This window comes from Saprospiraceae bacterium, assembly GCA_016719615.1.
Classification (GTDB): Bacteria; Bacteroidota; Bacteroidia; order Chitinophagales; family Saprospiraceae; genus Vicinibacter.
Map to the genome: position 1 here is coordinate 274,960 of JADJYQ010000007.1, position 12,822 is coordinate 287,781.

At 36.4% G+C, this 12,822-nt stretch carries 15 protein-coding genes; 9 read left to right on the top strand and 6 right to left on the bottom strand.

Annotated features, from left to right (window positions below; translation table 11 throughout):
• Positions 1 to 87: 87 nt before the first annotated feature.
• Positions 88 to 462 carry a DUF4286 family protein gene (locus IPM92_15765; GenBank protein MBK9109779.1) on the bottom strand — a complete coding sequence of 125 codons (375 nt, stop codon included), beginning with the start codon at positions 460 to 462 and terminating at the stop codon, positions 88 to 90.
• A 237-nt stretch (positions 463 to 699) separates the two neighbouring features.
• Between IPM92_15765 and IPM92_15770 the strand changes: the two genes are divergently transcribed.
• Positions 700 to 930 carry a 2-oxoisovalerate dehydrogenase gene (locus IPM92_15770; GenBank protein MBK9109780.1) on the top strand — a complete coding sequence of 77 codons (231 nt, stop codon included), beginning with the start codon at positions 700 to 702 and terminating at the stop codon, positions 928 to 930.
• Positions 906 to 1,142: a type II toxin-antitoxin system HicA family toxin gene (locus tag IPM92_15775; protein ID MBK9109781.1), complete on the top strand. Its 237-nt coding sequence runs from the start codon at positions 906 to 908 to the stop codon at positions 1,140 to 1,142. Before IPM92_15770 ends, IPM92_15775 begins: the two co-directional genes overlap by 25 nt.
• 77 nt (positions 1,143 to 1,219) lie before the next feature.
• Here IPM92_15775 and IPM92_15780 read toward each other — a convergent pair whose 3' ends face one another.
• Complete coding sequence (locus tag IPM92_15780) at positions 1,220 to 2,581, bottom strand: hypothetical protein (protein MBK9109782.1); 1,362 nt, start codon at positions 2,579 to 2,581, stop codon at positions 1,220 to 1,222.
• A 223-nt stretch (positions 2,582 to 2,804) separates the two neighbouring features.
• Between IPM92_15780 and IPM92_15785 the strand changes: the two genes are divergently transcribed.
• The 6 genes from IPM92_15785 (at position 2,805) to IPM92_15810 (ending at position 8,789) form a co-directional block, all read left to right on the top strand.
• Complete coding sequence (locus IPM92_15785) at positions 2,805 to 3,002, top strand: hypothetical protein (GenBank protein ID MBK9109783.1); 198 nt, start codon at positions 2,805 to 2,807, stop codon at positions 3,000 to 3,002.
• Positions 2,999 to 3,268, top strand: coding sequence for a type II toxin-antitoxin system RelE/ParE family toxin (locus IPM92_15790; protein MBK9109784.1), 270 nt, complete (start codon positions 2,999 to 3,001; stop codon positions 3,266 to 3,268). Before IPM92_15785 ends, IPM92_15790 begins: the two co-directional genes overlap by 4 nt.
• A 684-nt stretch (positions 3,269 to 3,952) precedes the next feature.
• A complete protein-coding gene (locus IPM92_15795) occupies positions 3,953 to 6,115 on the top strand; it encodes a M4 family metallopeptidase (GenBank protein ID MBK9109785.1) in 2,163 nt (720 codons plus the stop codon).
• Between the two features lie 121 nt (positions 6,116 to 6,236).
• Complete coding sequence (locus IPM92_15800) at positions 6,237 to 6,833, top strand: hypothetical protein (protein MBK9109786.1); 597 nt, start codon at positions 6,237 to 6,239, stop codon at positions 6,831 to 6,833.
• 472 nt (positions 6,834 to 7,305) lie between these two features.
• Positions 7,306 to 7,941, top strand: a complete 636-nt coding sequence (locus tag IPM92_15805; GenBank protein ID MBK9109787.1) for a hypothetical protein — start codon at positions 7,306 to 7,308, stop codon at positions 7,939 to 7,941.
• Positions 7,942 to 8,099: 158 nt separating this feature from the next.
• Complete coding sequence (locus tag IPM92_15810) at positions 8,100 to 8,789, top strand: hypothetical protein (GenBank protein MBK9109788.1); 690 nt, start codon at positions 8,100 to 8,102, stop codon at positions 8,787 to 8,789.
• 119 nt (positions 8,790 to 8,908) lie between these two features.
• On the opposite strand, the gene IPM92_15815 is transcribed toward IPM92_15810, so the two are convergent.
• The 4 genes from IPM92_15815 to asnS are packed head-to-tail and all read right to left on the bottom strand — an operon-like array spanning position 8,909 to position 12,072.
• Positions 8,909 to 10,012, bottom strand: a complete 1,104-nt coding sequence (locus IPM92_15815; protein ID MBK9109789.1) for a glycosyltransferase — start codon at positions 10,010 to 10,012, stop codon at positions 8,909 to 8,911.
• Positions 10,009 to 10,365: an OmpH family outer membrane protein gene (locus IPM92_15820; GenBank protein ID MBK9109790.1), complete on the bottom strand. Its 357-nt coding sequence runs from the start codon at positions 10,363 to 10,365 to the stop codon at positions 10,009 to 10,011. Before IPM92_15820 ends, IPM92_15815 begins: the two co-directional genes overlap by 4 nt.
• On the bottom strand, positions 10,362 to 10,583 hold the full coding sequence (locus tag IPM92_15825) for a hypothetical protein (protein ID MBK9109791.1): 222 nt from the start codon (positions 10,581 to 10,583) through the stop codon (positions 10,362 to 10,364). Before IPM92_15825 ends, IPM92_15820 begins: the two co-directional genes overlap by 4 nt.
• A gap of 55 nt (positions 10,584 to 10,638) precedes the next feature.
• Positions 10,639 to 12,072, bottom strand: a complete 1,434-nt coding sequence (gene asnS, locus IPM92_15830) for an asparagine--tRNA ligase (GenBank protein MBK9109792.1) — start codon at positions 12,070 to 12,072, stop codon at positions 10,639 to 10,641.
• 327 nt (positions 12,073 to 12,399) lie between these two features.
• On the opposite strand from asnS, the gene IPM92_15835 reads away from it, so the two are divergent.
• Positions 12,400 to 12,813: a hypothetical protein gene (locus IPM92_15835; protein ID MBK9109793.1), complete on the top strand. Its 414-nt coding sequence runs from the start codon at positions 12,400 to 12,402 to the stop codon at positions 12,811 to 12,813.
• Positions 12,814 to 12,822 lie beyond the last annotated feature (9 nt).

A 12,822-nucleotide genomic window follows, 5' to 3' on the forward strand; every position in this document is an offset into this window, starting at 1 on the left:
GGTCAGCTATCACATATATGAATAAGAGTATTGGCCGGATTTAACAAAATAAATCTCTCCTTTTCTTGATAAGAAGTCATTCAAGACTCAGGATTGCCTTTCAATTGGAAAGATTTCTTCGATAACATGCAAATAAGTACGAAAAGCTATAAAGCGGTTGGCATATTTATCGATATGTTCTTTCTGAAGAGCAGGGGCATATTGGGCCATGTATTTATTCATGGCCTCCATGGAAGGAGTATCATATTGGATGACATAGGTGACCCCATCAATTTCTTCGGTTTCCAGTTTAGACAATCTGCATTTGTTGAAAATTCCGGTACTTAAAACCCTGGGTATATGATGTGCGCGCATCCATTTTAACCACTCCTCGTGGATTTCAAGATTGAGTTTTACCGTGACATTGTACACGACCATGAATGATGTTTTAATTTCAGAAATCAAAACTAAGTGAAATTCCAAAACTACTGCGTTTTTTTTGGTCTAGTCACAGTCGTTCAATCTCGATAAGTCCCTACTTTTGGGGAAATACTATTTACAACTCAAATGCATATTTTTAAATGCTAAGACAAATCATTCTGTTAAATTTTCCCTCTTTTTAAAAAATTGAAATGCGGCACTATGTTTTAGTTGATTGGAAATAATTTTCTATAAGGTTTGTGTATAAACGACTAACTTTGCAATATATATAATTAAAATATGGAAGAAATTATTTTTATAATCAAAGAATCAGATGAAGGCGGATATGTGGCAGAAGCATTAAAATATTCCATATTTACTGAAGCTGAGAATTGGGATACCTTGAAAGATAATATTAAAGAAGCTGTACATTGCCATTTTGATGTCATTTCTGATAAAATAATAAGATTGCATTTTGTAAAAGATGAGATCCTGGCCTTACGAAATTGCCCAGAGATTATTCAGCATTAGATTTGATTCGTTTTTTAACAAAATTTGGATATTCTATAACAAGACAAAAGGGTAGTCACATCAGAATAACAAAAAACAGCAAAAAAGGAGATCATCATATTACAATTTCGAATCACGATCCATTGAAAATTGGAACTTTGTCATCCATACTTACAGCTGTTGCAAATGAATTAGAAATGAATAAAAGCGAATTAATTGAAAAGCTAAAATAATTTAATTGAGACTTTAAAACAGCTCGATTTTCCCAAAATGATTTGCGATATCAATTGAGTTATTGCCAGCAGTTTTTTCAGAAATCAAAACTAAGTGAAATTCCAAAACTACTGCGTTTTCTTTCCCCCTGTACCAGTATTCTGGAACCATCCAATTGGGTCAAAATAAATCTGTTTGGAGCATTATCATATAACATGCGATAATAAATTCCAATGTTAAAGTGCTCTTCAATTTTAATATCAAACGATGTCGTGACATCCATAAAATAATCCAATCTAACATCTGTTAGTACGCCATCTGTGACGCTACTGTTCAGATTTTCAAATGGAAAATTGATAAAAGTGTATAATTTAAATTTGTATTTGTCTTTGGGTTTCCAAACAATTCCGGGTCTTACTTCCCAACGAAAACTGTTTGTTGGCTCAAAAGAATTTGAAATGCTCGTATCAATATTATTAAACTTAATCGTTTGATTCAGCGTCGTCTTTTCCAATTCATAAAAGGCACCCAGCAGTATAGAAAATCTGAATTTACTATATTGCTTGCGGTTAGAACTTAAATATCTGGATCTTGCTTTTGAGATGATCTCCAAATCCGAAGCACTCAATTGAAAAGCATTATGTATAGGCATACAGGATTGCAAACATCTGATCAGATCGTTGCCATGCATTTCATAGCTGGGTTTTCTGTTCATTTCATCGCGATTGCTGATTCCTTTATCGGTAAGTGCTTTCGAGAATAAACTAAAGATAAAACCACCACCGATGGAATAATTGTTGTCGATTCCCAGATAATCGTCGCTGAATCTTTTTGCGTACACATAATTTTCCAGCCATAAACCATTGGACGAACTTTGTTCCTCCATTTTAGCTTGATACTTTGTGATCAGACGTTGGTATTCTTCAACATATACCCCCGGCTTGGTCATTTCTTCCTGAAGCTCTTTTATTTTTTCTTCGTATTTCCTTTTTCGTTTCGCAGGGTCGGGAATAATGGGGTGAAAATCGAAGGATATGTCGATATCCGAAACATTTTCCTGAAAAGTGCCGTCTTTCAATTGCGTTTGCAGGCTGGTTGAAAAATCAAGCTCATAGGGATAAACTCCTTTATCCATGCTGATTCCAGCCTCTACGCGGAATAAATTTCTGGTTTGCGTCTCATAACCACTGAATGCAAATTTTCCGTTTCCATTGAGGCGATGCTCCTCTTCCATAAAACCGTGCAAATCTTCCAACAATAATTGGGTCTCTTCTAATACTGTGGAATCCTCTTTACGGGTGCTCGTGTCCAGTGTTACCCATTGAAACCTCGATTTCTTAAGGAGAATGTTTTTATAAACATTTGAAAAATCTTTATCTGAAACCTGCGCGTACAGGTTTGAGCACGTCAGGCATAGACCTGATATGGTAAGGAGGATAATGCTTATTGTATTCCACATAAAGCCCCGATTCAAATGCATTTCATTTTTACCAGCAAATGGCTTGCCAAATAATAGGCCTGTCCAAGTGAATCAAAGCAAATTTATGAAGAAAATTAGCAGAAGGGAATTCATGTATTGCCTTTCGTGAATTCAATCCAATTCAGCTAAAGCGATCATTTAACGTTAATGCCAATCAATATCATAAATAAATTAAATTCGTACCTTTGACTAAATTTTGGCTATGAGCACAATAATGATCAAAACAGACAAGCAGAATAGTAAAATTCTGTCTGAACTTGCTAAAAAACTAGGTGCTAATGTAATTGACGTTAAAGACGAGCAATTTGAAGATTTTATGCTTGGCAATTTAATGGATTCAATTAAAACAGGTAAGACTGTTCCCAAAAGTATAATCTTAAAAAAATTGAAAGGCAAATGATCGTTGAATACGATAGGTCTTTTGAGAAATCCCTTGGCAAAATAAAGAATAAAGCATTTCTTTCAAAAGTTGAGCAAATAATCTCATCATTTGAAAATGCTCGTTCATTACATGCGCTTAAAAACATATCAAAACTAACAGGTTTCAAAGCATACTTTCGAGTAAAAATTGGAGACTACAGACTAGGTTTTGAAAAGATTAATGAGAACACCATAAGACTTATCATCATTGTGCATAGAAAAGATATTTACAAGCTGTTTCCTTAAAGTGGAGCACTGGCGAAAACATTGTATTTGCAACATGCCAATTGGAGATATTTCTTTCAGACTAGGCAGAAAAATATTTGACTTAGTTTTGATATGGCAGCCGGTGAAATGGCAAGTCATTACCAGTATGTTCTTGTAAATATCCCTAACTTTTTTAACTATTTTTCTAACTCCGAATTAAATACGGGATCTTTTTCAACAAACCCTGATTCGAAGCTAAAACAGTTTTCTTTTATATGATTCAACATTAGGAATCAACCTTGACGTTGGGCAGGAGTAAGTGGTTGTTGATCTAATAAACTTCAAGAATCAAAATCAATAAAATCAGCGAATTTTCTAAATTTCTTGTTATTCTGAATTTTCCTGCATTAACTGCTAAATAATCAATGAATATGAGCAGATGAATTGATGGAGAACATTAACAAAATTAAATATGGAAATAACTTCTTAAATTCATATATGTTAAAATAATATATAAATTTATAGATATAATATTTGGATTTTTGATCTAGAAGAAATATATTTGTTATTTAAAATTAAAAACATTACAATGAAACCTTTACGCCTTTACACCTTTACACCTTTACGCCTTTACGCCTTTACGGTTTTACGGTTTTACATCTAAATATTAAAAGCGTCTTTGCGTTTATATTTTTCAGCTTAAATCTTTTCTCATACCTCAATGTGCAGGCACAGGAATCAAATATTTCTTCTGATTGTGAAAATTTCAATTCTATTGTCAATGATTCAACAATCTTTGATAGCACGCATTTGATTGCGCCGTTTGAAAATGGAATTCTCTTTGTAGATTGTTCTCCAAAAGATAGCCTTGAAATAATTATTGCTAGTTTAGGTCTTGATTCCAATACGAGCTTTGAATTATTGTTCACCGAAAATGATTTCCAGGATACTATGTATTATTATTCAAGGCATCAACAGTTCTATAAAGGAATTAGGGTAGATGGAGGAGGATATACGGTCGAATATATCAGAAACCAAACAGATGATCCTGATAATCCTTGTGACAACATTTACTCCATTGCTCCAAGAATTTTGACTGAAATTTCAATAGATACAGCTGCAGATATTTCTTTGCAGTCTGCACTTGAATATTTTGAAAGCGATACGGTTTATGATTCGGAATTGATCATCACTCATAATTTTTTAAATGAGTGTGAATATTTGTTGGTCTGGAGAATTGCTTACAGTGATACCGCGGGCGGAAATAAATGTATATTTATTGATGCCAATACTGGAGACTCGCTAACTACCATCGATTTAAATGAATACATCAATGCCCCTACCATTACTTACGGCACGCAAAACTTTGAAAATCTTGAATCTGGCAATAATTATATTCTTAAGTCTACCGATCAAAGATTTAGAGTACTGGATTTTGATAACACAAGTACTGACCCACACCAGGGAAGGGGAGGCCCGGCGTATTTTCCAAATTGGAAAGACAAGCCATCTCCCTTCACATCAAATTCAAATACTTCGTGGGGTTCAGAAGCTACAACTTTAGCTTATCAGGCATTTTATGTAGTGGAGAAAGTACTGCCAGAATTCGACGGATTAGGTATTGGTGTCGGATTTACTGATGTTAGAGTCGGTACATTCACAAATTATGACAATGCAAATGCGCGACCTTGGGATGATTTTCAGGCTATATATTTAGGCGGTGACGCCAATGGTGGCCCAACTGCATTATTTGATATTGCAGCCCACGAATTGGCTCATATCTATTTGCGTAAATTTTTATCTAGTGAAAAATTGGCCGCAAATTCCTTGCATGAGGGATTGTGTGACATCATTGGAACCTATATAGAATCAAAGATACAATCCCTTGATTGGGCAATAGGAGGTGATGATAATCGAACTAAAGACGATTATGGTCGAAATCTGCAATTTCCCGGTACTGATTTTGACTGCTTTACTGAAGTGATAAATCTGACAAATGCACATCTAAGAGGAAAACCTCTGGGCCACTGGTTTTTTTTGATCAGCCAGGGCAAAACATCCCCGGTCATTCCGACTCTGGGTTTGGATAAGGCCATAGAAATCGTTTTGGCATCGCTTAAAAACCTGGGGAACCTAAGTGATTACAAAGACCTTATGGAATCAAGCTTAGCCTATGTTCTGAAAACTTATGGCAGATGTTCAGAAGAATTCAGGGCGGTGGCTCAAGCCTGGGAGTTAATTTGTATACCTACCGGATATGCCAATTCCGGAACCATACCTGATTGTTCGGCGAATATATGCCTAACGGGCAGCTCTATTATTTGTGAAGAATCCGATGCGTTTCAGTTATGCGCCTGTGGTAGTTATCCATTGGGTTCCACTTTCAATTGGACTATAATAGGTCCAAAAAGTACCGAATATACTTCACAATTGGGATTGCAGGGAAATAGTCAAACCGGAGGCCAATGTTTGACGATCACAGACATACCAAAGTATGCTTATTATCCCCAGTATATCAAAATTTCCATGTATTCTCCAGCATTATGTGATGCCGGGGTAAGACCTTGTGTAATATACAAGCTTCTTAAACTGCATGACTGCAATAATGACGATCCGAATTGCGATTATTACTCTGAGTTGGCCGGCAAAAACCAAAAAACGGAGGCTGGAATTCAAGCAACTTTGCATAAAGTCAAGCAGGATGATTGTTCATTATTGAGAGTTTACGATATTTATGGTCGTCTCATATTTACAACGAACAATTGCTTCATTCAGGAACAAGAAATTCCATATTCCGGAATTGCAATCTTTAGATATTCATCAAAGAATAATACCACTTTAAAAGTGCAAAAGAGGTGTTTAATTCATGACAGCAATTTAAAATAGCTCAGTTGGTAGTGCAGAAAATACTATGTAATGAATAATTTAAATTCATTGGCCTGGTGCCTTATTCTAAACTTTGCATTGAATAGCAAATTCCTTTTCTCAAACCTATATAGGTCCTGTTGTGGGTTATGATTTTCAAAAGGTTATTTCCACTCGGGATTTTATTAGCTTAGATTTAAAAAATAAAGGCTTTGGTAACGTCAGCCCTTTAGTAGGAATAAAATTAAAGCAATGCCTAATTAACAAGTTTTATCTTCAAATTTCTACTGATTTTACCCATAAGCATGTACGAGGCATTCCTGGTGGGGCTTTTTTTCAAGATTTTCTTTACCATTATAACTACTTTAAGAATCAGTTTTTATTTACCTATTATTGGAAAAATAAATGGAAAATTGGTGGAGGGATAACATACAATATTGTCAATAATCTATATTATGAAGACCTTGAAGATGGCCACACGAGCAATAATATGGTCAATTATTCTGAAAAAGGATGGGTGTTTATATTTGGGTTAAAGTATAATAAGTTTGAGTTTGAAGTTTATTATTTTAAAAGAATAGACACTCCAATTGATGGGGATAACATTTATGGCTACCACTTGCACCAAATTCAATCTTTAGGTCTGCGTGTGAGTTATGATTTTAAGATCTTCGACGGTTGTAAGAAAAAGGACAAACTTGAATGTCCACCGTTGAATAAGATGGCATTAGTGGAGTGAAGTATCCTTATTATCCCCAGTACATCAAAATTTCCATATATTCGCCAACATTATGTGATGCAGGAATAAGGCCTTGTGTAATGTACAAGCTTATCAAACTGCATGACTGAAATAATGACGATCCGAATTGCGATTATTACTCTGAGTTGGCCGGCAAAAACCAAAAAACGGAGGCTGGAATTCAAGCAACTTTGCATAAAGACAAGCAGGATGATTGTTCATTATTGAGAGTTTATGATATTTATGGTCGTCTCATTTTTACAACCCTCAATTGTTTAATTCAGGAACAAGAAATTCCGTATTCAGGAATTGCGATCTTTAGATTTTCATCAAAAGATGACAACTTATTAAAAGTTCAAAAGAGGTGGTTGCTTCATGACAATAAATTAGAATAATCTTAAAAAAGATCACAAAATTCTTTGCAATGAAGAATATATATAAATTGACTTATTGCGTCATTCTAAACTTTGCTTTGAATACCAATTCTTTATCTCAAACATACATAGGCCCTCATGTGGGTTTTGATTTTCAAAAGGTGATTTCAGCTCGCATTTTTAGATTAGATTTAAGAAATAAAGGATATGGACATCTCAGCCCAGTGATAGGACTAAATTTAAAGCAAAAACTGTTTGATCGACTTTTTCTTAATGTTTTAAGTGATTTTACCCATAAACATGTTCGAGGATTTCCTGATGGAAGTTTTTCCTCTGATTTTCTTTACCATTATAATTATATTAAAAATCAGTTCGTTCTTTCTTATTATTATAAAGATAAATGGAAGCTAGGTGGAGGCATGTCATACAATCTAGTAAATAATCTTTACTTTGAAGATATTGAACACGAATATATAAGCGATCAAAAATTTAAATATTCTGAGAATGGATATGTGTTTATGCTTGGGTTAAAATATAAAAACTATGAGTTTGAAGCTTATTATTATAAAAGGCTGCATGGGCCCATCGAAGGAGATGAGATTCATTTTTTTCACCTACACCAAATTCAGTCTTTAGGATTGCGTGTTAGCTATGATTTTAAGATCTTCGATGCATGCAAGAAAAAGGAAAAACCTGAATTGCCATCGGTAAATAAGATGGCAGTTGTGGAGTGATGATATTTTTTTCATCAAAAAATAATTTACCTGAAACTGTGAATTAATTCAGTGAGGTTCAATATTTCAATTCCTACGATTGATTGTAAAAATAACAATAAAACGGCAGATAAGATGGTTAATTTAAGATACCACTTCAAAATTGGCTTAAAACTGTAATGTATAATTTAAGAACTTTGCTTCTGTACTTTATTTTTTTCTGCGATTCGTCAATTAATACCTTTTCTCAAACTTATATAGGTCCTGTTGTGGGTTATGATTTTCAAAAAGTCCTTACTACTCCAATACATATTTATCGCTTAGATTTTAGAAAAAAGGGATTTGGATACAACAGCCCGCTGATAGGTATAAATTTTAAACAAAACCTGTTTAAACAGTTTTACGCACAATTTTCAAGTGAATACACTTATAAGCACGTACGTGGATTTTTTTACGGGGGGGTTACTGAAGATTTATTGTTTCATTATTCTTATTTAAAGAATCAGCTCCTAATTACATATTACTTTAAAACCAAATGGAAGATAGGTGCGGGATTGACTAATAATATAGTAACCAACCTATATTATGAGGACAAGGAAAGGGACTATACGAGCAATCAAAGGTTTAATTATTCTGAACAAGGATGGGTATTCATACTTGGACTGAAGTATAATAAATTTGAGTTTGAAGCTTATTATCAACGAAAACTGAGTACCCCAATTGAAGGAGATGCGATTCGTGGCTACCACTATCATCAAATTCAATCTTTAGGATTGCGTGTTAGCTATGATTTTAAGATCTTCGATCCATGTAATAAAAAGGAAAAGCCTGAATTGCCTCCGGTAAATAAGATGGCCATTTTGGATTAGGGCAATTAAAACAGCTCATAAACTAAAAACCAGCTTCACAAGAATTTTTATTCATAAATCAGTCCAATGATCAGAGGTATAAAACAGCGAAGGCATGCGTATGGTGAGATAGCTTTATCTTAAATTTTTTCCGCATCCATTATACCCATATACAATGCATACAAATTCGCAGCATTTTTTTCGTCGTCATGATATTTCTCAACATATAACCGACTCTTCCTCCCTATTTCATTTCTCTTTACAGGATGATCCAGCAGATCCTGAAGCACATCTTGAATCGTGTCCGGATTGGCATTCAATATCGGAAGGTCTTCGGAATAATTCTGACCCACCACCGGATTGATATAACACAAAACAGGTTTGCCCATGGCCATGGCTTCAACCGCAGCCGTTCCATGCGAACCTGTGATCAACTGATCGATAAATAGATCGCACTTACGCACCCAGGACAATGCCTCCTCCTTTGACATATTGTTGATGAGAACAAATTCAAAATCAAATTTTGCTTTTAAATTATCCAGTGCTTGTAAAACATATTTTGTGCCTTTGCCGCCGGTCTTCGAAGCCGAATGAACAATCAGGGGTTTGGCCTGATTGGGCGATGGATACACCGGTTGATAATCTTTCAATCCGATCAGCTGATAAACCCTATGTGTTTTTGGAAATAATCGTTTATCGATGTAATGCCCGATACCAATAAATTCCAGCGGCACAAATCCAAGTTTGTTAAATAAAATTTGTGTTCTACTGGAACGTTTCGCTGATTCAAAAGTATATTCGTACTGGCCCGTTTCCTTTTCGCGCTTGTAATATGGATTTACAGATTTATCGATATCCGGATTTCTGATTTCAGAACCACACCAAAGGATCAGGCCCTTTTTTTTCCACTGCTTTAACAAATGGTATTCCAGCGGAAACTTTAAAATCGGGATGTAATTAAAATCCCAATACCAATGTACAACATCTGCCCATTTAAATTCACGCCTGATTAAAAAATAATATAAAATATAAGCCCAAATCCTTTTGAATGGATTCATACTGACCAGTCCGGAGGGTAAATACATGCAATATTTTGAAGGCAACATTTTATTGACATGGGTAGTATAAGCCCGTATTTCGAGGTCCTGATATTTACGCAAGGCCTCCACGCGAAAATCCATGTCAGATGATACATTGTGAGGCAACATCAGGACACGGATCCTGCCTGTTGTCTCCCGGCTCATTTGTATAGTTCGTTGATGCCTTTGATCATATCCTGGGTGATGTCTTTATTGGGATCCCAATAAAAAATATTTCCATCGCGGGCCACACTGAAGATATACTGATAGCGACCGTCGCTGTTGTATTCTTTTAGAAAAGCAATGACCTTTTTATGTAAAGCTTCATTGAACTCTGCCGTTTCACCGGCAAATTGCTCCGATAATTTTTCTTTGCGTTCCACGAGTTCGCGTTCCATTCCGGCAAGGCGCTTCTGAGCGTTTTCCATTTCGTTGCGTGTCATGTTCTCCGCATTTTTCTGCAAGCGCTGAAATTCACTACGCAAATTATTTTCTTTGCCTTGGAGCTCCTTCATCATTTCTTCCTGTTTTTTCTTAAAATCGGCTTCCGACTGTTTGAAAAATTAAGATTCGGTAGCAGGCTGTCCGATTGAAAATAAGCGATGTCTCCTCCTCCCGAAGATGTTGTCGCAGGTGTAAGTTTATCTTTACCTGATTTCAATTGCTGGTTTTGCACAAAGAGGAATATCAATCCCAGTATAGAAACAGCATGGAGTGCCCAATTTAAATTTTTCATGAATTGTTACAGTTTTATTTTATTGAATCTATCAGACTAACAAACGTTTGTTCGTTTAAAAATCGGCACTGCCCGGAAACCTCGGAAATGGAATCACATCGCGGATATTGCTCATCCCGGTCACAAAAAGCACCAATCGCTCAAATCCCAAGCCGAATCCAGCGTGCGGACAGGTACCATATCGCCTGGTATCGAGATACCAATACATTTCATCGGCTGGAATATGCATTTCCGTCATTCTGCGCTCCAGATGTTCCAGCCGCTCTTCTCGTTGGGAGCCACCTACGATCTCTCCGATGCCCGGAAATAATATGTCCATGGCCGCAACAGTTCTACCATCATCATTTTGCCGCATGTAAAATGCTTTGATATCCTTTGGATAATTGCTTAGGATTACCGGTTTTTTAAAATGCTTTTCGACGAGGTAACGTTCGTGTTCGGATTGCAAATCGGCACCCCAGTCATTTATAGGGTATTGAAATTTTCCCTTCTTATTCGGGGTGGATTGTTTTAAGATTTCAATGGCTTCCGTATAGCTAATGCGCTCAAAATCATTTTCTACACAAAACTTCAGTCGGTCGAGTAAATTCATCTCATTTCGCTCTTGTTGAGGTTTCTGTTTGTCCTCGTCGATCTCGCGTTGATTTAAAAACTCAAGATCCTCTTGATTGTGCATCGTGACGTACTGTATGATACTTTTTAACAGGGCTTCTGCGAGATCCATATTGTCGTGAAGATCCGCAAAAGCAACTTCGGGTTCGATCATCCAGAATTCAGCAAGATGCCGGGGTGTATTGGAATTTTCAGCTCTGAATGTGGGTCCGAAAGTATACACTTGTCCCAGCGCCGTGGCAGCCAACTCAGCTTCCAATTGTCCTGACACCGTGAGATGGGTCTTTCTTCCAAAAAAATCTTTGGCATAATTCAGGGCGCCTTGTTCATCTCGGGGCAATTGCTCCGGATTCAGAGTACTTACCTGAAACATTTCTCCGGCACCTTCTGCATCAGATGCAGTGATGATGGGTGAATGCAAATAATAAAAGCCTCTTCTATGAAAAAAATCGTGGATGGCAAAAGCCAGTGTATGCCGGATCCTGAATATAGCACTGAAGGTTTGTGTACGGAAGCGTAAATGCCCAATCTGCCGTAAAAACTCCATACTGTGCTTCTTTGGCTGGAGCGGATATACCGAAGCATCGCAATCACCCAAAATTTCCAGCTGATTCAGCTGCAATTCGTTGGACTGGCCTGCACCCTGTGAAGTCACCAAAATGCCCTTAGCTTTTATCGCACTGCCAATGGTCACGCGTTTGAGAACTTCGGGATCAGTAGCTTCGGGATCGACGACCAACTGAAAATTTGCCAGTTGAGAACCATCGTTAAGGGCAATAAAACGGCTGTTTCTAAATGCCTTTACCCATCCCATAACCAGAAGTTCCTGCCCCAGAACTTCCATATCCCTGATATCTGCCAGTTTCGTACGCCGCATAATTTCTATTGAGGCCCAAAGATAAGACTTTAAAGGAAATCTGTTTTGCGCTTGATAGGTGCCGTCAGAGGTATTGATTTTTGCCCATGTATTGATTTTACAAATAGATTAGTATATAAATAATTTGGCAACTTATGGTGAAAGCTAAATTATTTATCCATATCAAAATATTTTCCAAAGAATCTCACCTGGCTACATTAAAATTATTCTTAACACCACTTTGCTCCATTTACTTCTGTTGCATTTTAACCATCATTTTAAAGATAAGTTTCTTATGAAACTTTGGATGATTTTATTTTGTTATAACAATATAGTAAATCTATTTTTATGAGCAAAAATCACACAGGCATTTGGTTGGATAGCAAGGAGGCCTTTGTTTTGAAAACTACAACAGACGGAAGAAGTACCCAACACATTCATTCTGACATTGAAACGCACGAACGAATCAAAGGAGAAGGTAAGGAATACACAAGGCTAGGAAGTGTTTACATCGATCCCGAAAAAACACATGAAAACCGAAGAGAGCATCAGGCCCAACAATACTTTGAAAAGATCGCACATGAACTTCAGGATGTCGATGAATTTATTGTATTCGGACCCGCACAAATGAAACAGGCGTTTTCAAGTTGGATCGAAGAGCATCGCGATTTTCAGAAAAAATTAACCGCCACTTTAACCACGGATAAAATGACCGAGAACCAAATATTTGATTTTATACAGGATTATTATCAGAAAAACTAAGGAAACAGT